This window comes from Gelidibacter sp. (assembly GCF_039916245.1).
GTDB lineage: Bacteria > Bacteroidota > Bacteroidia > Flavobacteriales > Flavobacteriaceae > Gelidibacter.
Window position 1 is genome coordinate 1 of the sequence record NZ_JBDSLS010000306.1, and the last position, 25,222, is coordinate 25,222.

A 25,222-nucleotide genomic window follows, 5' to 3' on the forward strand; every position below is an offset into this window, starting at 1 on the left:
TAGTTTTTACGTTCCTTTTAATAGGTTGTAAGAAAGAATCTGATGACCAAATAACATTGGTAACGCCCGAAGAGATGCTGTCGTTGATGGAAATGGATGATGTGCAATTGGTCGATGTAAGATCGGCTAAGGACAGGATTGACGGCTTTATAAAAACCTCACAAAACATTGATTTTAATTCGCCAACTTTTGATCAGGACATTCAGAAATTGGACAAAACAAAGCCAGTTATTTTATATTGTCGTACAGGTGGCCGCAGTGCAAAGTGCGCCAAAAAACTTAAGGATGCCGGTTTTGTCAAAATCTACGATCTTAAAGGTGGCATGACCCAATGGCGTTTTGATGACCATGAGGTAGAGGTGGACCAGTAAATATTAATTATTCTTTATTTTTATTCTTGTAATACAGCATTTGTCAAGGTTTCTGGTATTTGTTTGTAACTTTAAAAGCACATAAAACCTAGACTTCAAGCCTGATTTAATTATTTTTTATGCGCATTATTCGTTTTTCATATAAAATGGATACTTTAGCTCCATAAGAGGTAATCGTTTTTCTCTTAGAAAGGCCTGATCTGATTTCTTGTTGATTGCTGAATGAAAACAGGTTAGATGGTTAGGTTTTTGAAACCATCAAGTTTCTTTTAAAGCGTCTTTCATTTTCAATAGATTTTTAAGGTTGGAGCACTATAAAAATAGAACACTTGTTTTGTGGGCAAAGCTAAAGGATGGTGATGTTCGCGCTATGGGTGATCTTTATGACATTTATGTTGATGAGTTGTTTGCTTATGGTATGCAATTTTCCAAGGATAAAAGTCATGTGATGGATGCCATTCATGATCTGTTTTTGAATCTGTACAAATACCGAAAAACGCTTGCCGTAACCGATAATGTGACCTTCTATCTGTTCCGATCCTTAAAAAACAACATTCTTAAAGTCGAAAATAAAAACCGTGCCTTTGTGCCTTTCCTCCTTGATCAAGATGAAAAATGCGACGAACCCTCCATTGAAGATCTTATTTGTTCTGAAGAATTTGAAGAAAAAAGGGAATACAATTTAGCGAAAGCCATTACGAAATTAAGTAAAAAACAGCGGAAAGCCCTGTTTTTAAGATATACTGAAGAACGTTCCTATGAGGATGTTGCAGCCATTATGAACGTTTCCGTTCAAACTTCCAGAACCATTATTTATAGAGCGGTGAAGAGCTTAAGAAAGCAACTTTTTACTTAGCTTCTCTTCTTAAAATCACTTTTTTAAAATTTTTTCAATTAAAAGTGTCTATAAACTAAACCTATCTGACTTATAGCTATAGGACACCGTATGTTTTGTTGTTATTTCAATGAAAGAGCCGTGTTTTATAACCTATTTTAGTTAGTGATATGAAAGGTGATTCACAAAAAAATATAAATTTTCAACCGCTTTCAAAAGAAGAGAGGGCGCACTTAAAACGACGCATAACTGGTTCGGTATATAGCTATATGAAACGTGGGAGGCTTTTGAAATATGGGATAGGGATTACCTCAATCGCCTTGGTTGTCTTGCTTTCAATCGGCATTTTTAATACTTCAGAGTCTAGTGCTCCATCCATTGAAGCTTTTGCGAAAACAGTAGAAAAATTGGAACCTAGCAATAAGGTGCAGTTGGTGTTGAGTGACGATCACAATATTGAAATAGCTGAAGATAATTCAGCCATCAGTTACTCCAGCACGGGGGAGCAAGTGCAGATTGGAAAAGAACATTCCGTAAGTCAGAAAACATCACATAAGGAAAAAACGATTTTTAATACCTTAATCGTTCCGTTTGGAAAGCGTTCAGAAATTGTATTGTCCGACGGAAGTAAGGTGTGGTTAAATTCTGGTTCAAAATTGATCTTTCCGGCGCATTTTTCCGCCCATAAAAGAGAAGTGTATCTTGAAGGGGAAGCTGTTTTTGAAGTGGCACACCGTCAGAAACAACCTTTTTTAGTCAAATCCGAACATCAGGAAATCGAAGTTTTGGGAACTGTCTTTAACGTCAGTAATTATAAGGATGACAGTGCAATTTATACGGTTTTACAGAGCGGAAGCATTCAGATTAATCTTACGGACGACAACCTTTTCGATACACCAAAATCTATCAAAATTACTCCGGGCACCTTGGCTACTTTTGATAAGAACGAAAAAGCCATCAAAACGAAATCAGTGGATACGGCGCCTTATTTTTCGTGGCGGGATGGCATTTTTATCTTTAAAAATGATTCGCTGAAATCGATCATGAAAAAAATATCACGCTATTATAATGTCGAAGTGGTGATTCATGATCAGAATTTGGCTAATGAAACCTTTTCGGGATATTTAGATGTCAAGGAAAATATTGAAAATGTCATGCAGACCATTAAAGCGACACAATCTTCCGGATTCGCCTATCAATTAACTCAAGATAATAAACTCATTATTAACTAAAAACCAACCACAAGTGAAAACATCTATCCATTAAAAAAAGCTAGAAGATGCGTCAACATCCTCTAGCATTCAAAAAAATCAATACCACTGTAAATCAGCAATATTAACCACTAAAACAAAATTATGAATAAAAATGAGAACCTTTATTCTTTTAAAAGGATAAAATCTTTTAGATACTATTTGGTACATATGATGCGAGTTTTCCTATTACTAGTAACCCTTGGTTTGGGATCCGCTTTTGCGAATTTCTCGAAGGCCCAAACCAAAATGGATATCAATGTTAAGGATGTTTCCTTGGAAGAATTATTTAATGAAATTCAAACTAAAAGTGAATTCATATTCTTCTATAAAGATGATGTTTTAAGGCATAAAGTATCGTTGAAACTGAAAAATGCTACCGTGGCAACTATTTTGAATGCGGCTTTAAAAAACACCAATTTGCTTTATGAAATTGATCTGAGACAAGTGGTCATTAAAGAAGATGCAACGATGGAAGCAAGTAAGACCGTTGGCCAAAAGCAACAGCAACGCATTATAAAAGGTACCGTTTCAGATGATGCTGGAGTGCCTTTAATGGGTGCTACAGTTCAAATCAAGAATACGAATAAAGGTGTGACCACCGACTTTGATGGGAATTTTGAATTGTCGGTTCCTATTGATGCAAAAACTTTGCTCATTTCTTATTTAGGTTTTGTGACCAAGGAAGTGTCCATCGACGGGCTTTCAACGGTCAAAGTAACGATGAGTGCTGATAATATGGCCTTGGAAGAGATTGTGGTTATTGGCTATGGTACGGAACGGAAATCGTTAATCAGTGATGCCGTGACGGCTATTAGCTCAAAGCAAATTGAAGGTTTGCCATTATCATCAGTAGATGGTATTCTTCAAGGACAGGCTTCTGGAGTTCAGGTCATGCAAAACTCTGGAACGCCAGGTGGCGAAATGTCGGTACGTATTCGTGGATTAACTTCCATCAGTGGCTCTAGTCAACCGCTTTATATTATTGATGGAATTCCAGTAACTACTGGAGATTTTGGCCAATTGAGCTTTTCTGGTCAAGGTTCAAGTGCCTTGTCCGATTTAAATCCTAATGAAATTGCTTCCATCAGTATTTTGAAGGATGCTTCTGCAACGGCAATTTACGGTGCAAGAGCTTCCAACGGGATTGTGTTGATTACGACCAAACGTGGTAAAGCACAACAATCGGTAGTGAGTGTCAATGTGTTTTCTGGGATGCAGCGCGCCTGGAACAAATTGGATATGCTCAACGCCAAACAATGGATGGAATATAGAAATGATCTGACAGGAACTACGGTTTTTACGCCAGAGCAAATGAATAATATCACGGTCGATACCAATTGGCAGGATGTGATTTTTAGAGAGGCACCAATCAGTAGTTACGAGGTGTCTGCCACGGGCGGTTCAGAAAAAACTAAGTTTTTTATCAGTGGAACTCTATTTGATCAAGAAGGAATTTTGATTGGTACAGATTATAACCGATTGAATGCGCGGGCCAACATTGACCACCAACTTTCCGATCGCTTCACGATCGGTACAAGTATCGGTTTGACTTACGCTAAGACCAATCGCGTTGAAAGTGACCAAACCCTTCACGGACCTTTACCAAATGGTATTTCAACTCCAGCAATTTTCCCAGTGTATAATGAAGATGGTTCTTATAATCAGACGGGTCCTTATTCAAATCCGGTTTCCATTGCTAATGAAGCGATTTCTGTTAATTTTTCCTACAGAACCAATTCTAACTTTTATGTCGATTGGAATATTGTTGATCATCTGACCTTTTCTTCCAAATGGGGTGTGGATTTCTTGAGTTTCAGAGAACATTCCTATGAAAACAAAAAAACGGTGCAAGGGGCAAAGTATAATGGATTAGGATTTGAAACCTACGCCAACGTTACGAACATCGTATCCAACAACCTTTTAAAGTATAGTAACAATTTCGGGAAACATAATGTAGACGGGTTATTGGGCTATAGTTTTGAAAGTTATGAGCGTACGTCCTCCTACATCAGAGGTCAGGATTTTGCCGATGACAGTTTAGAATATCTCAATTCAGCCGCCACCATTGTTTCAGCAAGTTCTGGCGCTACGGAATCTGGATTGCGTTCTTATTTTGGACGTTTGAATTATAATTTTGATGACAAATATATCGCCTCATTCACAGGACGATGGGATACGTCTACAAAATTTGGTGGTAACAACCAAACCGGTTTCTTCCCAGCAGGATCGCTTGCTTGGCGTGTGATTAAAGAAGATTTTATGGCGAACGTAAAGCCAGTTTCTGACTTGAAATTTCGTGTGAGTTATGGATTGACAGGAAATGATGATATCAGTCCGTTCTTGTTTTCTGAACTTTACGGCACGACCGTTTATGGTGGTTTACCTGGAATTTATCCAAGCAATATTCCCAACCCAGATTTAAAGTGGGAAAGTACCGCACAATTTAACGTGGGTATGGATTTAGGCTTGTTTAATGGTCGCGTGACGCTTACCGCAGATTATTATAATAAACAAACCAAGGATTTATTATTGAGCCGACCATTGCCATCAAGCTCTGGATTTTCGTCAATCACTCAAAACGTAGGAAAGGTTGAAAATAAAGGTCTGGAATTAACTTTGGCCACTCAAAACTTCATCGGCGATTTCAGCTGGAACACGCAGTTTAATATCTCTGGAAACCGAAATAAAGTATTGGAACTTTACAACGGACAGCCGATTGATGATATTGGAAGAGGTGGTAACCGCATCATGGAAGGCCAACCTATTGGTGTTTTCTACAGTTTTAAATCGTTGGGCGTTGATCCATCCACAGGAGATATCGTTTTTGCCGATACTAATTTTGATGGCGTCATTACTTCTGAAGATAGAACCATTGTTGGCAATCCACATCCAGATTTTATTTACGGATTGACCAATAACTTTTCTTATAAAGGATTTGACTTAAGTGTCTTTTTACAAGGTTCTCAAGGAAACGATGTTTTTAACGGTACCAGATTATTCTTGGAATCCTTACAAGGTGGCGACAACCAAACCACCGCGGTCTTAAGACGATGGAGACAACCAGGAGATGTGACTGACATTCCAAGAGCAACCACCGATCCTGTAAAAGCAGCACAAAACAAACGTGTGTCTTCACGATATATAGAAGATGGTTCTTATTTAAGGTTCAAGAATGTCACTTTGGGATACACATTGAATGATGAGATTTTAAGAAAAACATTCTTTACTTCTATCCGTGTTTATGCCAGTGCGCAGAACCTATTCACATTTACAAAATATACAGGTTTGGATCCTGAGGTTAATTATAGAGGTGATGACAACTCAGTTATTGGAACTGATTTCTTTACCTATCCACAAGCACAAACATTCACCTTAGGGATCAACTTAAAACTTTAAAAAAAGATGAAAAAGCATATTTTATTATTTTTTATAATGACGGCTACCTTGTTTTCCTGTGATGTATTGGATGTGGAGCCAAAAAGTTCCATTGACGCAAGTGCAGCCTTTAAGACTAAAGAAGATATTGATAAAGGTATTTTAGGAGCTTATTCCTATTTACAGTCCTTAAGTTATTACGGCAGATCGGATGTCATTTTTCCAGATTTAGCGGCTGATAATTTATCGCATCCCATCAGTGCGACCGCCAGTGAATATAGAGAGATTGCCAACAACAATATCCTTCCTGAAAACGGATCGGTGGGCGGTATGTGGAAAGCGATGTACGGCAGTATCAATGTGGCCAATAACGTTATTGATAAGGTACCAGGAATTCCAAATATGACGGATGCCGAAAGGAACAAGGCTTTGGGCGAACTGTATTTTATCAGAGCTTTGAGCCATTTTAATTTAATGAATTACTTTGGCGCCATTCCAATTAAGATTACGCCAACAGTAGGCGTTGGGAATTTGGACGTGCCAAGAGATCCGGTCGAGCAGGTGTATAGCCAAATCATTAATGATTTGTTATTTGCATCTGAAAATCTTCCAGCTTCAGGTAACAAAGTAAGAACCTCGAAATATGCAGCAAAAGCCTTATTGGCACGTGTGTTTTTGTATAAAAAGGATTATGCCCAAGCGGCGACTTTAGCTACTGAAGTAATCGATAATGGTGGTTATACCTTGTTGGGGAATTATGCCGATGTGTTTGCGGCAGATCAATCTGCTGAATCCATTTTTGAAATCTATTTTTCTCAAACAGAACGCAACAGAATTGCAGAATATAATTTTCCAACCTCTTTAAATGGGAGACGCGAAGTAGAGCCTTCCAAAGATTTATTGGCCGCTTACGAACCTGGAGATAAACGTTACGCAACCTCCATTGCTTTTGCAGGCACCAGTGCTTATGCCATTAAATACGACGATTTAAGTCTGGGCGCGGATAACTTTATCGTGTTAAGATTGGCAGATATGTATTTGATCAGAGCGGAAGCGGAAGCCAGTAAAACGGGAGCCAATATCGCTGCGATTCAAAATGATATCAACAAGATTAGATTGCGCGCAAATTTGAGCCCAACGGCCGAAGGTTCCATCTCACAATTACAGAGAATCATTGAAAAGGAAAGACGTATAGAGTTTGCTTTTGAAGGCCAAAGATGGTTTGATTTGGTAAGAACAGAACGCGCAGTTGCTGTTTTACCAAACGTCAACAGCATTAACCAAACCTTATTTCCAATTCCATCGGATGAAATCCAAACCAATAATGATCCAGGAATGACACAAAATCCTGGATACTAATCAACTAATGACCACATATAAAATATCTACATATGAAAACTAAATTTCTAAATTACATCCTGATAAGTTTCTTCTCGTTAGCATTGGTTTCATGCCAAAGCGATGATGATGCACTACAGCCACAATCGCAAGCAGAATTTACGGCTAGCGCGAAAGAAGTTAAAATAGGCCAAGACATTCAATTTACCAATAACTCCCAGAATGCTACGGCATATCTATGGAGTTTTGGAGATGGCACAACTTCTAATCAAGTATCGCCAAAAAAATCCTACCAATCCAGCAATGTGTTTTTGGTAAGCTTGGTGTCGACAGGTTCCGGTGGATCTACAATTTCTAATATGGAAATTAAGGTCACGCCAGCCAGTGGTTTTACAGTAGCCGACGAAGAAAATCTGATTGCTAAAATTCCAATTCAATTTACCAATACCTCTTTAGGCGCTACGAGCTATAGCTGGAATTTTGGAAATAACGCCACCTCTACTGAAGAAAATCCATCCTATACTTTTCCTTCAGCCGGAACTTATACCGTAACGCTTACTGCCAACGGTGCTGGGGGCTCAAATACTTTTACTAAAGAAGTAATTATTGGAATGGCACCAGAATCACCAGCAGAAATATATTATATCGATGCTGTGAGCAGCTTTATGAGAAAACTCATTCTTGATGGTTCAGGAACCGTTAGTGATGTGGTAGATTTAGCAGGTAGAGCTGGTGTGGGCATGGCTTATGATGCTACTCATGATAAAATTTACTTTAGTGATTTTGATACCAGTCCTTTTGGAAATATTTGGAGAATGAACCGTGATGGTTCTGATTTGGAGGTGATTGTTGAAAACCTCGACGATCCTTATACCATTGCGCTAGATGTTGCAGGAAATAAAATATATTGGGTAGATGATGCGGGCAATGTTTCAAGAGCTAATTTAGATGGGACAAATGCCGAAATTGGTATTATAAATATGCCAGATGCTTCATTGAGAGGGATAGCACTCGATCTTAAAAATGGTAAAATGTATGTTTATGATGCCCAAGATGAGGATCTATATGTCGCCAATTTGGATGGATCAAATCCTTCTATAATTATTTCAGAAGCTTTTGGATATGCTGTGGCCGTTGATACCGTTAATAACAAAGTGTATTATGAGGACAATAGATCGTTAAAAAGAGCAAATTTGGATGGATCAAATATTGAAATCGTTGCTGCTAAAGCGACGCGGATTTACGGAATTCAAATAGATATTGAAGACAATAAATTATACTGGGGCGGACGTGATACCGGAGAAATCTATAGTGCTGATTTGGATGGATCCAACAAAGTAACCTTAAAATCAGGATTAGGAAGTGTAAGAGGACTTGTACTAGTTAAATAATAAAACAACAACAGATGAAAAATTCTTTTATAATATATTTTATAATGGTTATTGGGATCAGCTTTCAGTCGTGTACGGAAGATGATTTCCCAGTGCCACCAGCAAGTACGGTGCCTTCGTTTACTTATAAGATGAGTAACGATGATTTTGCACCGGCCACGGTAACTTTTACCAATACGTCTATTGTGCCCACAACGGTTGGAACTGCTGTGTTTTACTGGAATTTCGGAAATGGAGATTCATCTTCAGAAACCAATCCGACTTATACCTATGCTGAAGCAGGCGTATATGTTGTGAATTTGGTAGTGAAAACTTCAGAATCTTTAGAGATTAGGGAATCTTCAAAAACCATCGTTGTTAAAGATCCGAATGCAACAGGAACGCCAATTTATTATACCGATGGGACTAAGGTCTATCAAGGTCTGATCAATACTCAGGCGCCAATCTTTACGCAAATAAATGGTTTAACCACCCAAACGTCCTATAGTATGGCGATCGACACGTTGCATAATAAATTATACATCAGTGATTACGGCGCGAATAAAATTTTAAGAGCCAATCTTGATGGTAGCGAGGTGGAGGATTTCAGAACAGGTTTGGATAAACCAATTGCCATGGCTTTTGATTATCAGGAGAACAAAATTTACTGGAACACGACTACAGGCATTCAACGTGCCGATTTGAGCAGTAATGTGCTTACGCAAAAAGAGGATTTCGTAACCGGTCAAGCAAATGATCCTGACGGATTGGCGATTGATTTGGTCAACAGAAAACTTTATTGGATCAATTATGACGGCGGTGTATGGTCTAAAAACCTGGATGGCACAGGAGAAAAAGAAATTATCCCTGGCATTGAAGGTGCAAGTATCATGGTGGTCGGTGATCGTATTTATTACGATGAATATGTTGGTTCGGGAGATGTTCGAATCAAATCGGCTAACTTGGATGGTACCGGAATTACGACCATTGCCGTAGGAATTTCTCGTGTGGTTTATGGTTTAGCATATGACCCTTATGGACAAAAAATTTATTGGGGAGATCGACGGGTAAATAATATGATGCGCGCCAACCTCGATGGCAGTCAAGCAGAAATTTATTATAAAGCAACAGCAGGTACCAATGGTATCGTCATCGGAAAAAGACAATAATGACAAAGTTAAAAGGATTAATAGCAATCTGTATGTTTATCGGGAGTGTGTTTTATAGCACTCCCATAAATGCGCAAGATTCAAAAGCTAAAGGGAAATTAGTAATCATTGGTGGCGGGTCAAGACCTTCAGCAATGGTGGATCGGATTATAAAGGAATCAGGGATTGATAAATCGGGCTACGCCATTATTTTGCCCATGTCGAGCGCTGAACCGGATTCGGCCATTTATTATTCTGGAAAACAATTTATCGAGAAAGGCATTAAAAATATTTTCGGTTTGGATTTTGTGAAAGGTGAGGTCTTGACCACATCTAAAGTGGATTCCATTAGAAATGCCAAAATGATTTATATTTCAGGAGGCGACCAAAATCGATTTATGGATATTGTTGCTGGAACTGCGATCGAAAAAGCGATTCATGAATCCTACGCCAAAGGCGGTGTAATTGCTGGTACCAGCGCAGGAGCAGCGGTTATGAGCAAGTTGATGATTACTGGAAACGAACTCAAACATCCGGATTATTCGTCAACTTTCAGGAATATTGAGGCCGATAATATCGAAATTATGACGGGATTAGGCATGTTGACCAACGTGATCATCGATCAGCATTTTGTAAAACGCAGTCGTTACAACCGCTTGATCAGTGCGGTTATTGAACATCCTGAAATGCTAGGCATCGGTATTGATGAAGCCACAGCCATTTTGGTAAGTGGTAACTACGCTGAAATCATAGGCGATTCACAAGTTATTGTACTAAAAAATCCCAAGCGTTCAAAAAATGTGCATGCCGATAAACTGGGCGCACATGACCTTCAATTGAATGTCTATTTACCAGGAGAAAAATTCAAACTTAATTAAGCTGATCATTTTGAAAAAAACATCACAAACAATTTTAGTGCTTTCAGTTCTGTTTTTAGGCACGTTTACATTTGCACAAAAAGGGAAAATGGAAAATAAAATTGTAAAATCGGTCGATCAACATTTAGACGCTTCCATTGAATTGCTTAAAAAAGCAGTGAATATCAATAGTGGCACGATGAACTTTGAAGGCGTGAAAAAAGTGGGCGAATTGTTCAAAGCCGAATTGGATCAACTCGGCTTTCAAACAGAATTGACCAATGGCGAAGCTTACAATCGCGCCGGACATTTGATTGCTAAACGTGAAGGCAAAAAGGGGCCTAAATTTTTATTGATTGGACATTTGGATACCGTTTTTGAATTGGACAGTCCATCTCAGGAATATACCATGCTCGATAAGAATATGATGAAAGGTCCAGGAGTTGCCGATATGAAAGGTGGCGACGTCATTATCATCTTAGCCATGAAAGCTTTAAAAGAAGCTGGGGTTTTAGATGATATGTCCATCGAAATTATCATGACGGGCGATGAAGAAAAAAGTGGTGAACCGATTGAACTTTCAAAAAAAGATTTAATTGAAGGTGCCAAACGTGCCGACATAGCTTTAGGTTTTGAAAATGGCGACAACAATCCTAAAACCATCGTGGTTTCTCGAAGAGGATCCTCCGAATGGCAATTAAAAGTGACCGGAGTTCCGGCGCATTCCTCGCAAATTTTCACGGAGGATATTGGCGTAGGTGCTATTTATGAAGCTTCCCGAATTTTGAATGAATTTTATTTACAGTTATCCAAAGAAAAGGATTTGACCTTTAATCCAGGGTTTATCCTTGGTGGAACCGATTTGAAAGTTAATGACGACTTAACAGGAGGTACAGCATTCGGAAAAGATAATGTCGTGGCGGAACATGCGATTGTACATGGCGACCTTCGCGCAACTTCTTTAGAGCAATTGGAAAGAGCTCATAAAATCATGAGAGAAATTGCATCTAATAATTACCCTAACACGACTGCAGAATTGATTTTTGTGGAGGGCGGATATCCGCCGTTGGGATTGACGGATGGCAATACTAAACTATTAAAGTTTTATGATGGCGTCAGTCAAGATTTAGGTTTTGGCGCTGTAGAAGCGGTCAACCCAAGGAATGCAGGCGCTGCCGATATCTCATTTACTTCGGGATATGTGGATATGGCATTGGATGGTTTAGGTTTGACCGGCGGTTCTGGAGATCATACGATTGAAGAAATTGGCGATTTGCGCACAGTGGCAACCCAAGCTAAAATTACGGCGGTAATGCTCTACCGTTTAGTTAATCAGAAGAAATAGAATGCGAAATAAAGGGCATATGAAGAAAATTACATTTTTATTTTTACTGAGTTTTCAAGCGCTGTTTGCTCAGAATTACACCGAATTCCTTACCGGAAATGCCACAGATGTTACCACCAATCATCTATCGGGAATCGTTTTAATGGGTGGCAATATTGACCAGCGCGAGGCCATGAAATGGTTTTTGGCTCAGGCCAACGGTGGCGATGTGTTGGTATTGCGAGCTTCAGGAGCAGATGGTTATAATAATTTTATGTATTCCCAGTTGGGTGTGACCATCAATTCCGTAAGAACTTTTGTAATTAATAACGCAGCTGGTGCTCTTGATCCATACGTACTTGAAAAAGTTGCCAATGCAGAAGCCATTTGGTTTGCTGGTGGAGATCAATATGATTATGTCAAATATTTTAAGGGCAATGCCATGGAAGATGCCTTAAATACCTTCATCAATACTAAAAAAGGAGTAATTGGCGGAATTAGTGCAGGATTGGCAATTATGGGAAGTTCTTATTTTTCCGCTGAATTTGGCAGCATTGAAAGTGCTGGCGCCTTACTTAATCCGTATCATCCAGCGATAGCATTAGGTTATAATGACTTTTTGAAGATTCCGTTTATGGAAGATGTGATTACCGATTCGCATTTTGCCCAACGCAATCGTCAAGGCCGACTGAGTGTGTTTTTAGCCCGTTTTGCAAAAGATAATAATCGACGTTCCTTTGGAATCGGTTGCGATGAAGATACTGCGATTACTGTAGATAGCGATGGAAAAGCATCCGTCTATGGGCCTGGATCAGCTTATTTTTTACAGGCGAATTGCACTACAAATTTTGCGCCAGAAGTTATTGTAAAGTTTCAACCTTTGACCTGGAATAGAGGAGGAGAAGCCATGAAAGTCTATAAAGTATCTGGCACAACCGCTGGAACGAACTATTTTGATTTGTCCGATTGGCAAACCGGCAATGGTGGAATTTGGCAGAATTGGGCAGTTAATGCTGGCGTGCTTTCCATGGTTGCGGGTACAAATCCAGAATGTGAAAAACTTTCTACGCCCGATTTTGAAAACTTTACAGTTGAGGTTTATCCAAATCCAGTGTCCGATAAGATTTTTTTAAAATCAAAAAGTCCTGTGCAATCCGTCAAACTTTATAATGTTTTAGGAAAGCAATTTTCAACCACGCTGTCACACGATAATACGATTGACGTATCTAATTTAAGTTCTGGATTGTATATTTTAAAACTCTCTTCAGAAGCCTCAGAACAAACGTTTAAAATTTTAAAGAAATAAAAAACCACCCAACCACTATTTAACTTTAAAGACCTTGTATGCTAACCCATGCAAGGTTTTTTTATGCGATTTAATCTCTTTGTTTTCTAAGGAAATCTTAAGTTCTAGAATTAACGGCTCTTATCTTGAGTTTTATCTTCATATGCTTAGCGCTTCTTTTTAATATCAAAATCCAAAATGTTTGAATGAATGCAGATGGATTTTGAGCAAAATTCGAACATTTAATACATTCTTAACATTTACAGCTAAGGGTGAAATCAATTTATTGCGTTATGCTAGTGTATAACCTACAACCATTTCGGTTTGTAATTTAAAACACTAAAATAATAATGAAGAAATTTACCATTCTCTTTAGTTTTTTGCTCAGCATGAGTTTGATGGCGCAAAACACAATTCTAAATCAACCCTTACCAGAAAACGATCGGGTTACCAAAGGCGTTTTGCCGAATGGTCTTACCTATTACATCTATAAAACTGGGGTTGTCAAAGATGCTGCCAGCTACTATATCATTCAAAATGTTGGGTCGGTTCTTGAAAATGATGACCAACAAGGTTTGGCTCACTTTCTTGAGCATATGGCTTTTAATGGAACGGATAATTTTCCCGACAAGGGCGTTTTAAATACGCTTCAAAAGCATGGTGCCGTTTTTGGTAAAGATATCAATGCCTATACCTCTTTTGATGAGACCGTCTATAATATGGACAACATTCCAAACACGCCAGAACTTGTAGATACCTGTTTATTGATACTTCGGGATTGGTCCAACTATTTATCATTGGAAGATGATGAAATTGATGCCGAACGTGGGGTTATTAAGGAAGAATGGAGAACACGCCAAAACGGCCCAATGCGAATTTTTCAGAAGAGTTTGCCAACATTATTCAACAATACGGTATACGCCCAACGAATGCCAATTGGTTTAATGGAAGTGGTAGATAATTTTAAATATAAAGCGCTCAGAGATTTTTACCATGATTGGTATAGAACAGACTTACAAGCTATCGCCATAATTGGTGATGTTAACGTCGAGGATGTTGAGTCTAAAATAAAGACATTATTTTCTCCAATTCCTGCGGTCGATAATCCAAGAGAACGTTTTATCGTGAGTATTCCTGAAAACGACAAATTGATGTTCAGTTCGGCGAGCGATGAAGAAGTAACCACTGCAGAAATTACCTTCGGAATTAGACATCCAAAAAATTTAGGAGATGAAACTGTGACCGATTTGAAAGAATCCTTGCTGAATAGAATGGCTACCATGATGCTTTCTGATCGATTGAAAGAATTAAGTATAAAGCCAGATGCTACTTTTTTAGGAGTCTATGTGAATTATGGCGACAACTCTAGAGCTACCGATGAATTTATGTTAGCGATATCGCCTAAACCGGATCAACAGCATGCCGCTTTTGAAACGGTCATGAAAGAACTTAATCGTGCTGTAAAATTCGGATTTACATCAGAAGAAATTGACAGATCGATTACGAAGTTCAAAAATTCCTATGAAAACCAAATCAGTAAATTGAATGATCGATCGCACGCTTCCATTCAGAATATGATCCAAAAAAATTATTTGGAAAACAGTACAATGACGGATATTGCAAAAGAATACGCCCTTGCACAACAAATATTTGAGGCACTTTCTGTTGAAGAGATGCACGCCAAAATAAAAAGTCTTTATACAGCCAAAAACAGATATATAACCGCAACCGGCGCTAATGGCAACAAAAACCTTACCGAAGACGAAGCACTTCAAATCATTGCTTCTGCTGAAAGTGATCCATCGCTTACAGCTTACGCCGATGCGTTCAGCGGCAAGACTTTGTTGGGAGATCTGAAAATCAAAAAAGGTAAAATCAAATCTGAGAAAGCTAATAAGGCTACGGGGTCAACCACCTTTACCTTGAGCAATGGCATTAAAGTACATTATAAATTTGCGGACAAAAATAAAAATGATGTCGAACTAAACGCAGTGAGTTATGGCGGTTATTCTCTCGTGGATGACGCCAACCTATCTTCCGCTAATTATTTGAACAGCTTAGTACGAGCATCAGGATTAGGAGATTACTCGAGTAATGATTTATCGAAAGTGCTTGCTGGAAAAACAGCATCAACTGGAATTTATATTTCAGATATTTCTGAAGTTGTTTATGGGTCTTCATCAACTAAAGAGGTTGAGTCCATGTTGCAAATGACCTATTTACGATTTGCAAAACCAAGATTTGATAAAGATGCTTTTGAGGTGCTTGTTGGTAATTTAGAAAATTATTTAATCAGTCGAACTAATAATATCAACGAGAAAATAAGCGATAGTATCAAAGTAGCGTTTTACGGAAAAAACAATCCGAAGCAACCTTTATTCACGCACGAATATATCAACTCAATATCTTTTGAAGCTATGCAGCACGTGTATGCCAAACGTTTTGAGAATGCTTCTGATTTTGAGTTTTTTATTGTTGGTGATATTAAAAAAGAGCAGTTAAAGCCCTTGTTAGAAAAGTACATTGCCAGCATCCCAACGAAAAAACAAACAGAAAACTACAAGGATAATTCGAGTCCATGGTTGAGCAAAACTATTGATAAGGAAATTCACTTAAAGATGGAAGATCCTAAAAGCAGCGTAAGAATTACCTATAAAAATGATTTTAAATTCAATCTTAAGGATGAATTGGTCGCGCGCGCCCTTGGCGATATACTTACATTGCGATACATGGAAACTTTAAGAGAGCAGGAAGGTGGTACCTATGGCGCCAGCGCTTATGCTGGGCTAATTAAACGCCCGGTAGAAAAAGCTATTATTGTGGTTGATTTTGATTGTAATCCAGAAAAAGTTGATAAATTGGTCAGTATTGTTCAGGAAGAACTGCTTAAAATTGCCGCTGGAGATATCAATCAATCAGATTTGGACAAAACCACCACTAATTATCTAAAGGAACGTGGTCAAGAAAAAGGTTTTAACCAATATGATATGGGAGTTTTGACTAATTTTTATCGTGAAAATTATGATATGAATGATCCTGCTAATTTCGAAGATATCATTAATAATATTTCAGTAAATGACATCAAAGAATTTACAAGTAAAGTACTCAATGGTGCAGATACTTCTGAAATCGTTGTTAAACCGTCAAATTAAAAATTCAGTATTATGAAAAATGTTGTGTGTCTATTTCTAGTTTTATTTAGTGTCCAAGCCTTTTCGCAGATCCATGATCCAGTGAAATGGAAAACATCGGTTACTAAAATTTCCGATACAGAGTATGAGTTGGTCGCTACGGCAACAATTCAGGGCCAATGGCACCTCTATTCGCAAACGGTTCCTAAAGATGGTCCTGTGCCTACAAGTTTTGTTTTTGAAGGCAACGCTAATTACCTTAAAAAAGGAAATACCAAGGAAGGCACTGGTCATGAAATAGATGACAAAGTTTTTAATATGCGCATCAAATATTTTGCTAAAACGGCCGATTTTAAACAACGTATTAAAGTCAAAAACAATAAGGCTTTTAAAGTAAATGCAGTGGTTGAATTTATGGTTTGTAATGATACTCAGTGTTTACCTCCAAAAGAGGTGGATTTGGTTTTTGATGTCAAATAGACCAAAAATAGTTTCCTATATAATTTAGAGAAATTGAAGAAGCCGTCTCAATACTAATTGGAACGGCTTTTTTTATATTTTGTACTCGGACTCCTATAAAAGAGTGATCTTCAAATATGCAAATCTCACAAGGGTTCAGGAAGTATTGAGACACTTTCTTTTTTATGGCTAAAAATCTGATTTTATTTGGGTTCAAATTAACTTAAACTATGTGTTTTATACATTTCGCTTTTAGCTTTTAAAAATTTTGACACGAATTTCACTAATTTTCACGGATTAGTTCATTCCCTGAATAGTCGCGTAATGTTTACTATAAATTTCACGAATGCAACAGACTTTCAATCTGTTTTCAAAATCGCCAAAACTTTCTCAGGGATTAGGAGGGGGTCTTAAATTTTGATCCCAATGCTTTACGGCATAAATCCATGTTCTATGTGCTATCAACGCAGTGGCGGTTACTGAGCTTGTCGAAGTGTCTTAATTCTTTTCCTGACAATAACGATTTTAAATGTTGATATCTTCCACATCAGAGATTTTTGGAATACAAACATTCCAATGGTAAGTGTCTTTTATTTTGACTCTAAACGCATCTAAAGCAGCGGGCTCGCCATGAATGAGATATACTTTTTCTGGGATGTTTTTGATGTCACTCATCCAATGCAGCAATTCATTTTGGTCCGCATGGGCCGACAGACTGTCCAAATGTTTAATCGTAGCTTTTACGGGATGATATTTTCCGGAAAATTTAATTTCATAAGCGCCGTCAAAAAGTTGTCGTCCGCGAGTGCCTTCTGCCTGATAACCGACTAACAAAACTGTAGTGGAAGCATCTTCAATAAGATGATCTAAATAAGTCAAAACGCGTCCGCCAGTAACCATGCCGCTTCCTGCTATGATTATTTTAGAGCGTTTGTCATCAATTGTTTTCCAGGTGTCCTTATAAGATTCAATAATAGTGACATGATTGCACATGGCATTATAATCAGATTCCGAAAGTTTATGCCATTTTGGAAAGCGTCTGAAAACTTCCAAAACATTATTTCCCATTGGACTATCCACAAAAATGGGAATGTTGGGAATTTTATTTTTCTGATATAATTTCCATAGAATAAACATCAAGGTTTGAAGTCGCTCTACCGCAAAACTAGGGATAACCAAATTGCCGTTTTTGTGAAGGGTTTCCACAATAATATCAGCAAGAATCTGATCCACATCCTCTTCTGGATGGAGTTTATTGCCATAGGTACTTTCAATAAAAAGGAAGTCGGCCCATTCTGGGCGTTTTGGATCTTCCAGTAAATAATCATCAGTTCGGCCAATATCTCCCGAAAACACAAAGCGTTTGGAATTAATGTCCAATTCTATAAAGGTGGCCCCAAGAATATGTCCGTTGTATTGAAAACGATAGGAGATATGCTCGGATAAAGTGATCCATTTGCCTGGCATTTCCACTTCAAACATACGTATGGTTTTTTCTGCTTCTGCAACGGTATAAAAAGGCAGCGCTGGATTGTGCTTGGTGTATTTTTCGTCATTGGCTTTTTTGGCTTCTTCCTCGTGGATTTTAGCACTGTCATTCAAAATAATTTCAGCAATCGCCAAAGTAGGTTCGGTTCCAATAATTTTCCCATTAAAACCTTGCTTGACCAAGCGTGGTAAGTAGCCTACGTGATCGAGATGTCCATGCGTGAGCAGAACGACATCAATGCCGCTGACATCAACTGGAAGATCCTCCCAATTGAGTTCGCGCAGTTCCTTTAAACCTTGGAACATACCACAATCGATCATTATATTTTTTTCGGAGGTTTCAATCAGAAACTTAGACCCCGTCACAACATTGGAGGCCCCCAGGAAACTTACTTTTACATGCTTGTCCATAATTTTAGATTTTACATAGCATTTTTATCTCATTCTGAATTTTTGCTTTACGGGATTCTGAAATCCCGAGATGGTCCAAGAAAAAAACATCGCCGATCAAGTCTTTACAGAGCACCACATTTCTGCTTAATAGGAACTGTTTTTCGCGATTGGTCAATAAGGTGGACACCGTTATGGGATATAATCCGAGTCGGTCAATGCGATTTCGCAACCCATCATTTTTGGGGTAATCCCAACTTAAAAGGTACAGGCCGATGCAATTTCCGTATTGTAAGGCATCTTCGGTAAAACAGGTGTTGGTCACCACCCAGCCGACATCTAATTTGGTGTCATGTGATTTTGAATCCCAATGGATTTTGATATCTTTAAAGCGTGACGCGATGTATAAAGGTACTTTAACATTGCAATTTCTGCCTTGTTCACTATGAAATTTGCATTCGATAAGCGTGGTCTTTCCATTTTTTACCGCAACAACATCAATTTCGTGCTTAACACAATGACCCTGCATAATTTCGCTGACTTGCGTATTATAACCCGAATATTTTAAAATTGCACTTATAAAACGTTCAAACGGATAGCCTGTTGGCCCCAACTCATAGATTGCTTTTTTAAGCTTATACTTTGATGCCAAATAACCCTCTTTCTTTTTTAATAAGGCAAATGCTCTATTATAGATTTCCTTGGTTGAAATGCCATCGTATAATTCGACCTTCACTTTATCAATAATATCATTTAGGGTTTGGCGGTCTGCTCCCGATTTCCCCAAAGAGGCGCGGAGTTTATCCATTGAAAACTTTACTTTTTCTCCAGATGATTTAATGATGTCAAGATTAGTGTCCATAGCTTTATCGAAATTGTGAATGAGGAATAAGTTGATTGATCTGTTAAAGTTAAAAAATTAAAGTGATAAAACGCTTGATAAATATCACGCAACGAGGTGAATAGATGAAAAAGTGTGTCTGTAGAATCAGAAGAATTTCTTGTGATAGGCTTTCATTGAAAATCATAATTTCCTAAACATCGAAATTTTTTAGCCTCATAGCAGGTGCTCAAAGTAGGTCTGAAGATGAGTTGTTGGCGCTAATAAATGAAAAAATAACACAAAAAATAAAAAATTCAGAGCAGTATTATGAGAGTTGGGAAATCTCAGATACTGATTTTTTTGATGTGAAAAACAACTTTGTGATCAATGATCAAACGGTAGATTTTTATTTTGATGACTGTGTGATGTGTCCGTCATACAAAGGATCGTATTCCATTGAACTGCCCTTGGTGGAACTGCTTTCGGTATTAAAAAAATCCAATACGAATCCCTTTGGTTTTGTGAAAAATTTAAATATTCATCTAAGATTATTCATTTAAAAATTGATCAAGCTTGTTCATCTATCGCGTTTAAAGTACACTAAAATATTGGTTTGGTTTTATCGGGAGGTGGCATGCGAGGTGCTGCTCATATTGGTGTTATTAAAGCGCTTGAGGAATACCATATCTCTCCAACTCATATTGTAGGATCGAGTGCCGGTGCGATTGTCGGTTGGCTTTATGCTAATGGCTATAAATGGGATGAAATCCTTGCGTGGTGGAGAATCAGCACAAATTCTTAGGATGCGATATCATGATTTGCCCGCCTGAATTAAATAAATTTGGAACTTTCGACGGAAAAAATATTGACGAGATTGTTGTCATTGGATACAATGCTGCCAATGCTGCGCTTGACAAGCCTTAGATAAATTCAAGTTCTCTGCTATATCTTCTCGATAAAGTCAATAAGTTTTTCCACACTGACAAAGAAAGTGGCCCAGCTTAAAAACGAATAGAACTATTGTCCTCATGGTAAAAAGTTAATATCTTGTGCTCCAAATATGCAATGCGCACAATTGTTTAAACGAATGATTTTTCCTCTGAATATCATAAAACGGAGAGCGCATGGTTTGACAAACTTATTAATTACCCAACTATGATTTTTAAAAACGCGTCATTTCTAATTTGTTTTTTATTCGCAGTACTTATAGTCAGTTGTAAAGTCAATACTTCAGAAATTGTAACAAATAAAAAGACTCTTCATAAGGAAATTCAAAAACCCAATATTGTTTTTATCTATACTGATGATTTAGGTTATGGCGATATCGGTGCTTATGGTGCAACCGCTTTAGCAACACCTGCGATTGATGCCTTGGCCAACGAAGGAATTTTGTTTAAGAATGCCTATGCCACAGCCGCAACCTGTACGCCATCACGATATTCTTTAATGACAGGCGATTATGCGTGGCGTAAAAAAGGAACTGGTGTTGCAGATGGAGATGAGTCACTTTTAATTGATACGGCTAGAACCACTTTACCTAAGATTTTGCAAACAGCAGGTTATAAAACAGGTGTGGTTGGGAAATGGCATTTGGGCTTGGGCGATGGGAGTGGTCCCGATTGGAATGGGAAAATCAGCCCAGGACCTTTGGAAATCGGGTTTGACTATTCTTACCTAATTCCGGCAACAGGCGATAGAGTGCCGTGTGTTTTTGTCGAAAACCATCATATTGTTAATTTGGATCCTAATGATCCCATAAGTGTAAGCTACCAAGAGAAAATAGGAGATTGGCCGACCGGTAAAGAAAATCCAGAGTTGTTAACGCTGAAACCTTCACATGGTCACAACAATACCATTGTCAATGGGGTAAGTAGAATTGGGTATATGACCGGTGGAAAAGCGGCGCTGTGGAATGACGAAACGATACCTTTGGAATTGTTGGATAAATCTAAAAGGTTCATTGCATCTAGTAAGAATCAACCTTTTTTCTTATTTCTTTCTACCCACGACATTCACGTTCCAAGAATTGCCAATACCATGTTTCAAAATAAAAGTGGGATGGGACCAAGAGGCGACGTGATTTTACAGTTAGATTGGACCGTCAATGAAATCGTGAAAACACTTAAAGAGCAGAACTTATACGATAATACCGTAATCATTTTTTCTAGTGATAATGGCCCCGTGCTAGATGACGGATACCAAGATCGCGCCCAGGAGTTGTTAGGAGATCATCAGCCGACAGGGGGTTTGCGGGGTGGAAAATACAGTGCTTTTGAAGGCGGCAGTAAAATTCCATTAATAATCAGATGGCCAGATGGAAAAAATAAAGGAATGGTTTCTAAAGCTTTGGTAAGTCAGGTTGATTTTTTACGTTCTTTCGCGCAGTTGACAGGAGTTGAAAGTGTTAACGCCGATGTGATCGATAGCCAAAACAGATTAAATGTTTTTTTAGGTGATGATACAGTCGGAAGAAGTTCTATAGTTCAGGAAAGTATCAGAGGTCCATTGTCCTACCTTGAAGGTGAATGGAAATATATCGAACCTTTTGATGGACCAAAATTAGTGCCTTGGGGAACGAAAATTGAAACTGGATTTCAAAAAGAGCCGCAATTGTACCATTTAAAAAATGATCCGAATGAAACCGAAAATTTGGCCTCAAAATTTCCTGAACGCGTAAAAGACTTTAAAGAAAAGCTGGCGCATTTAAAAGTGAACCTTTAGCCTAAATAATGGGTTTTAAAAATTTTTTTTTTCGTTCTTCTTACCTGCGTTTTAATTGCAAGCCCCAAAAGCCAATGCGTCGTGGCATATTGTCGGAAATATTGCCTTCGTTTACCATTTTCACGCCTTCAATGGTGTAAAAGGCGCTTGGATGATATCTATTAATGGCATCAGTGAGATGGTTTAAGTTTTCTCTTTTCAGTACAAGAAAAACCACACTCACTTTTCCTGTTTTCCCTTCGGCATCCAAAATAGAATAACGATAATCATTATCACTCAAAAAATTCAGCAATTCATGAACGGGCTCTTTTGTGATCAATCTTAAAACCACACGCCCAATAGCAAGTTTTTCCTCGATGTACATGCCAACAAAAGTTCCAACGGCAAAGCCACTGGCATAGGCAACATAGGATAAGGTGTTGTCAATATTGCTAATTATCTGCCCGATGGCCAATAACCAAATGAGCGCTTCAAAGAATCCTAAAAAAGGAGCGATATTTCGTTTTCCGCTCATCACAAAAATGATTCGGATGGTAGAGATTGACACGTCGCAGATGCGCGCCATAAATATCAATAAGGGAATTATCACGTAGTTTAAAGTGTTTTCACTTACGCCGAAATTATCATAAAAAAATTGTTCCATACTGCGAAATTCTAAAAAATATTGATTTCTAACCTCTTAACGATTAGTTGATAAATGGGTGCAAAGGTAATTATATCTTTATTAAATTAATTAGGCGCCTCTTATTATTTAGTTCCATTATAAGTGCAATAAATTGATGAAAAATAAGTCTTTGCCTTGATAACAAACCCTCTCATTTAAAGTGAAATCAATGTATGTAAATTCAGGATGAAGTCGTTTCTTTGAGTTTTTTGTCAGGTCTGTTAAAAAATAATCATATTTTGGATCTCTAAAAATCTTCATTAAAAAAGATATCTTAGCACTGCGTGATTCTTGATTGAAGATTATTGTTCTAGCGATTATTCCGACTCTAAAAATTATGAAAACATACAAAGTAAATAAGGTTGACAGCAACCATTTGGTTGTCAATGGAAAAGTGGATCATCCATTATGGGATAAAGCTGTGGTTTTAAAAGATTTCATTTCGCCATGGCATGTTGAAGACGTTGAGGATATAGAATTTAGAGCCCTTCATGACGACGAAAATTTATATGTGTCGTACCGAGTCAATGACGCCGCCCTTCATATTGATACTACAGATGATTCAAAAAAAAGCGTCAACAATTCTGATCGGGTAGAGCTGTTTTTAAGATCTGACAAGCGTCTCGATCCTTATTACTGTCTTGAAATCGATCCGTTGGGCAGGGTTCAGGATTTTATAGCACGTGTTAACCGACAATTTGATTATACCTGGGATTGGCCAAAAGATGATATTTCGATAAAATCTGAAATAACGGCGAACTGTTTTACGGTTGAAGTGACCATTAGTATAGCCTCCTTAAAGAAATTTGAGCTCCTTCAAAAGGACGGAATGATTGAAGCCGGGATTTATCGTGCCAAATACCACCAGCAATCCAACGGACAGTTTCAGCCCACCTGGATTACTTGGATAGATCCTCAAACCGAAACGCCCAATTTTCATATCGCCTCATCCTTCGGGAAGTTGAAACTTGATAAATACTAGATCCTTAAAAAAGGCGTCACATTTTCTGAATTGATAATATCGATAGGAAGTAGAAACTGCTCTGGAATTTGTTTTTCAAAGACTAAATGCTCGATTAAAAACTTCATGCCCAAATAAGCTTGTTGTCTCGGGTTTTGATGAATTAAAAAATCGATAACCCCATTTTTTAGATGACTTATATTTTCTGTAAGAAGATCATAACCCACCAGTTTAATGTGGCTTTTAGTTTCGTTTTGCAATACTCTAGCCACATGAAAAGCTTTGGAATTGGTTACGAAAACCCCTTTTAAATTGGGGTTTTTGGATAAAAAGATGCTTAATTTGTCTTCCGTTTCGCCATATTTGAGCTTACATTTTAAAATCTCGCCCTCATAATTTCCTACATCTTCAAAATAACTTATAAAGCCTTTCTCTTTTTCTTGCATGTGAACCGCATTTTTATATTGTTCATCAATATGGACAATGGCCAAATCGCCGTCTGCATTGATGCTATGCAGTAATTTTGCCGCCACTCTGCCGCTTTGATACAAATCCTGTCCTATGAAAGTTGCCGTAGAGGTTGTGATTTGATTGTTAAAGGAACAGACTTGAATGTCCAAGGAACGGTAGTGTTCCAAGACACGTTTTGCCTCTTTGTAAAATAATGGCACCATCAAAATAACATCCGGAGAGGTCTTTAGCATTTCCTCGTTATTCTTTAGAAAATCAGCGGTATCCGTCGGGTCAAACAAAAAGGTATTAATTTGCACATCAAACGCATTAAACTCTGATAAGGCGGTGTTGACGCCATCCATGCATACATCCCAATAAGGATCTTTTTCTGGGTCAGGTAATAAGGCGCCTATCTTAAAAATCTTGTTGTTTTTTAAGTTTCTGGCAATAAGGTTGGGTTGGTAATTAATATCGGCCAAAAGCAGCCTTACTTTATCCTCAACATCTTTGGCAACGTTACCTCTATTATGGATGACCCTATCAATAGTTCCCTTTGAAACTCCTGCTAATTGGGCGATATCTTTTATCGTATATTTTTTCGTCATAGACACTTGTATAAAACACAAGAGATGTTTATATTCGCATAACTGTGTTCGAGCACAATTTAGAAAATTCGATGGTTATTTCAAAATTGAAGGTCGGATTTGTATGAATTCAAACTAGTGAATCAGTGCAAAGTATTAAATTTTTAAGATGATTTTCAATAGTTTGAATTTAATTGAAAAATAAAAACAAAAAATGGTAGAAACGAATAAACCGACATTGGTCATCTTGGCAGCAGGAATGGGGAGCAGGTATGGAGGTTTGAAACAAATTGATGCTTTTACTCCGCAAGGCGACACGATTATGGATTTTTCAATTTATGACGCGCTTCAAGCGGGATTTGGAAAATTTGTGTTCATCATCAGAAAGGCTT

Annotated in this window: 20 protein-coding genes; 16 read left to right on the forward strand and 4 right to left on the reverse strand. The window is 38.0% G+C overall.

Annotated features, from left to right (window positions below; genetic code table 11):
* The 12 genes from ABIQ28_RS15395 to ABIQ28_RS15450 all read left to right on the forward strand — a co-directional run.
* Nucleotides 1–371 (forward strand): rhodanese-like domain-containing protein (locus tag ABIQ28_RS15395; RefSeq protein ID WP_348038899.1); only part of this gene is annotated, 371 nt, incomplete at its 5' end.
* A 334-nt stretch (nucleotides 372–705) separates the two neighbouring features.
* Entirely contained in the window at nucleotides 706–1,227 is a 522-nt protein-coding gene (locus ABIQ28_RS15400; RefSeq protein ID WP_348038901.1) for a sigma-70 family RNA polymerase sigma factor, read from the forward strand.
* Nucleotides 1,228–1,376: 149 nt separating this feature from the next.
* On the forward strand, nucleotides 1,377–2,438 hold the full coding sequence (locus ABIQ28_RS15405; RefSeq protein WP_348038903.1) for a FecR domain-containing protein: 1,062 nt from the start codon (nucleotides 1,377–1,379) through the stop codon (nucleotides 2,436–2,438).
* 123 nt (nucleotides 2,439–2,561) lie between these two features.
* Complete coding sequence (locus ABIQ28_RS15410) at nucleotides 2,562–5,855, forward strand: TonB-dependent receptor (protein WP_348038905.1); 3,294 nt, start codon at nucleotides 2,562–2,564, stop codon at nucleotides 5,853–5,855.
* 6 nt (nucleotides 5,856–5,861) lie between these two features.
* The gene (locus ABIQ28_RS15415; RefSeq protein ID WP_348038907.1) at nucleotides 5,862–7,193 is read left to right on the forward strand and encodes a RagB/SusD family nutrient uptake outer membrane protein; all 1,332 of its coding nucleotides are present in this window, start codon (nucleotides 5,862–5,864) and stop codon (nucleotides 7,191–7,193) included.
* A 32-nt stretch (nucleotides 7,194–7,225) separates the two neighbouring features.
* Nucleotides 7,226–8,563, forward strand: coding sequence for a PKD domain-containing protein (locus ABIQ28_RS15420; RefSeq protein ID WP_348038909.1), 1,338 nt, complete (start codon nucleotides 7,226–7,228; stop codon nucleotides 8,561–8,563).
* A gap of 14 nt (nucleotides 8,564–8,577) precedes the next feature.
* Nucleotides 8,578–9,711 (forward strand): PKD domain-containing protein, encoded by a 1,134-nt coding sequence (locus ABIQ28_RS15425; RefSeq protein ID WP_348038911.1) that lies wholly within the window; start codon nucleotides 8,578–8,580, stop codon nucleotides 9,709–9,711.
* A complete protein-coding gene (locus ABIQ28_RS15430; RefSeq protein WP_348038913.1) occupies nucleotides 9,711–10,568 on the forward strand; it encodes a cyanophycinase in 858 nt (285 codons plus the stop codon). The genes ABIQ28_RS15425 and ABIQ28_RS15430 overlap by 1 nt, the downstream gene beginning before the upstream one ends.
* Before the next feature lie 10 nt (nucleotides 10,569–10,578).
* Nucleotides 10,579–11,892 carry a M20/M25/M40 family metallo-hydrolase gene (locus tag ABIQ28_RS15435; protein ID WP_348038915.1) on the forward strand — a complete coding sequence of 438 codons (1,314 nt, stop codon included), beginning with the start codon at nucleotides 10,579–10,581 and terminating at the stop codon, nucleotides 11,890–11,892.
* A 19-nt stretch (nucleotides 11,893–11,911) separates the two neighbouring features.
* Nucleotides 11,912–13,177 (forward strand): T9SS type A sorting domain-containing protein, encoded by a 1,266-nt coding sequence (locus tag ABIQ28_RS15440; RefSeq protein ID WP_348038917.1) that lies wholly within the window; start codon nucleotides 11,912–11,914, stop codon nucleotides 13,175–13,177.
* A gap of 329 nt (nucleotides 13,178–13,506) precedes the next feature.
* Nucleotides 13,507–16,308: an insulinase family protein gene (locus ABIQ28_RS15445; protein ID WP_348038919.1), complete on the forward strand. Its 2,802-nt coding sequence runs from the start codon at nucleotides 13,507–13,509 to the stop codon at nucleotides 16,306–16,308.
* A gap of 12 nt (nucleotides 16,309–16,320) precedes the next feature.
* Nucleotides 16,321–16,767 carry a protein-disulfide reductase DsbD domain-containing protein gene (locus ABIQ28_RS15450; protein WP_348038921.1) on the forward strand — a complete coding sequence of 149 codons (447 nt, stop codon included), beginning with the start codon at nucleotides 16,321–16,323 and terminating at the stop codon, nucleotides 16,765–16,767.
* Between the two features lie 504 nt (nucleotides 16,768–17,271).
* Here ABIQ28_RS15450 and ABIQ28_RS15455 read toward each other — a convergent pair.
* Both ABIQ28_RS15455 and ABIQ28_RS15460 read right to left on the reverse strand, forming a co-directional pair.
* Nucleotides 17,272–18,645, reverse strand: coding sequence for an MBL fold metallo-hydrolase (locus tag ABIQ28_RS15455; RefSeq protein WP_348038923.1), 1,374 nt, complete (start codon nucleotides 18,643–18,645; stop codon nucleotides 17,272–17,274).
* A gap of 4 nt (nucleotides 18,646–18,649) precedes the next feature.
* Nucleotides 18,650–19,486 carry an ATP cone domain-containing protein gene (locus ABIQ28_RS15460; protein ID WP_348038925.1) on the reverse strand — a complete coding sequence of 279 codons (837 nt, stop codon included), beginning with the start codon at nucleotides 19,484–19,486 and terminating at the stop codon, nucleotides 18,650–18,652.
* 233 nt (nucleotides 19,487–19,719) lie between these two features.
* On the opposite strand from ABIQ28_RS15460, the gene ABIQ28_RS15465 reads away from it, so the two are divergent.
* The 3 genes from ABIQ28_RS15465 to ABIQ28_RS15475 all read left to right on the forward strand — a co-directional run bounded on the left by ABIQ28_RS15465 (nucleotide 19,720) and on the right by ABIQ28_RS15475 (nucleotide 22,168).
* Nucleotides 19,720–20,007 carry a DUF3298 domain-containing protein gene (locus ABIQ28_RS15465; protein ID WP_348038927.1) on the forward strand — a complete coding sequence of 96 codons (288 nt, stop codon included), beginning with the start codon at nucleotides 19,720–19,722 and terminating at the stop codon, nucleotides 20,005–20,007.
* Between the two features lie 53 nt (nucleotides 20,008–20,060).
* Entirely contained in the window at nucleotides 20,061–20,249 is a 189-nt protein-coding gene (locus ABIQ28_RS15470) for a patatin-like phospholipase family protein (protein WP_348038932.1), read from the forward strand.
* 353 nt (nucleotides 20,250–20,602) lie between these two features.
* Nucleotides 20,603–22,168 (forward strand): arylsulfatase, encoded by a 1,566-nt coding sequence (locus tag ABIQ28_RS15475; RefSeq protein ID WP_348038934.1) that lies wholly within the window; start codon nucleotides 20,603–20,605, stop codon nucleotides 22,166–22,168.
* A gap of 40 nt (nucleotides 22,169–22,208) precedes the next feature.
* Here the strand turns inward: ABIQ28_RS15475 and ABIQ28_RS15480 are convergent, their stop codons facing one another.
* Complete coding sequence (locus tag ABIQ28_RS15480; RefSeq protein ID WP_348038938.1) at nucleotides 22,209–22,811, reverse strand: DUF2179 domain-containing protein; 603 nt, start codon at nucleotides 22,809–22,811, stop codon at nucleotides 22,209–22,211.
* A gap of 358 nt (nucleotides 22,812–23,169) precedes the next feature.
* Here ABIQ28_RS15480 and ABIQ28_RS15485 point away from each other — a divergent pair, with 358 nt between their 5' ends.
* Nucleotides 23,170–23,814 (forward strand): carbohydrate-binding family 9-like protein, encoded by a 645-nt coding sequence (locus ABIQ28_RS15485; RefSeq protein WP_348038940.1) that lies wholly within the window; start codon nucleotides 23,170–23,172, stop codon nucleotides 23,812–23,814.
* Here ABIQ28_RS15485 and ABIQ28_RS15490 read toward each other — a convergent pair.
* A complete protein-coding gene (locus ABIQ28_RS15490) occupies nucleotides 23,811–24,851 on the reverse strand; it encodes a substrate-binding domain-containing protein (protein WP_348038942.1) in 1,041 nt (346 codons plus the stop codon). The two genes, ABIQ28_RS15485 and ABIQ28_RS15490, sit on opposite strands and share 4 nt — an antisense overlap.
* Between the last annotated feature and the right edge of the window lie 371 nt (nucleotides 24,852–25,222).

Coding starts and splice junctions, on each gene's coding strand:
- ABIQ28_RS15445 (WP_348038919.1), top strand. CDS start 13,507: ATGAAGAAATTTACCATTCTCTTTAGTTTTTTGCTCAGCATGAGTTTG.
- ABIQ28_RS15480 (WP_348038938.1), bottom strand. CDS start 22,811: ATGGAACAATTTTTTTATGATAATTTCGGCGTAAGTGAAAACACTTTA.
- ABIQ28_RS15475 (WP_348038934.1), top strand. CDS start 20,603: ATGATTTTTAAAAACGCGTCATTTCTAATTTGTTTTTTATTCGCAGTA.
- ABIQ28_RS15405 (WP_348038903.1), top strand. CDS start 1,377: ATGAAAGGTGATTCACAAAAAAATATAAATTTTCAACCGCTTTCAAAA.
- ABIQ28_RS15425 (WP_348038911.1), top strand. CDS start 8,578: ATGAAAAATTCTTTTATAATATATTTTATAATGGTTATTGGGATCAGC.
- ABIQ28_RS15415 (WP_348038907.1), top strand. CDS start 5,862: ATGAAAAAGCATATTTTATTATTTTTTATAATGACGGCTACCTTGTTT.
- ABIQ28_RS15420 (WP_348038909.1), top strand. CDS start 7,226: ATGAAAACTAAATTTCTAAATTACATCCTGATAAGTTTCTTCTCGTTA.
- ABIQ28_RS15455 (WP_348038923.1), bottom strand. CDS start 18,645: ATGGACAAGCATGTAAAAGTAAGTTTCCTGGGGGCCTCCAATGTTGTG.
- ABIQ28_RS15450 (WP_348038921.1), top strand. CDS start 16,321: ATGAAAAATGTTGTGTGTCTATTTCTAGTTTTATTTAGTGTCCAAGCC.
- ABIQ28_RS15485 (WP_348038940.1), top strand. CDS start 23,170: ATGAAAACATACAAAGTAAATAAGGTTGACAGCAACCATTTGGTTGTC.
- ABIQ28_RS15410 (WP_348038905.1), top strand. CDS start 2,562: ATGAATAAAAATGAGAACCTTTATTCTTTTAAAAGGATAAAATCTTTT.
- ABIQ28_RS15490 (WP_348038942.1), bottom strand. CDS start 24,851: ATGACGAAAAAATATACGATAAAAGATATCGCCCAATTAGCAGGAGTT.
- ABIQ28_RS15440 (WP_348038917.1), top strand. CDS start 11,912: ATGAAGAAAATTACATTTTTATTTTTACTGAGTTTTCAAGCGCTGTTT.
- ABIQ28_RS15460 (WP_348038925.1), bottom strand. CDS start 19,486: ATGGACACTAATCTTGACATCATTAAATCATCTGGAGAAAAAGTAAAG.
- ABIQ28_RS15430 (WP_348038913.1), top strand. CDS start 9,711: ATGACAAAGTTAAAAGGATTAATAGCAATCTGTATGTTTATCGGGAGT.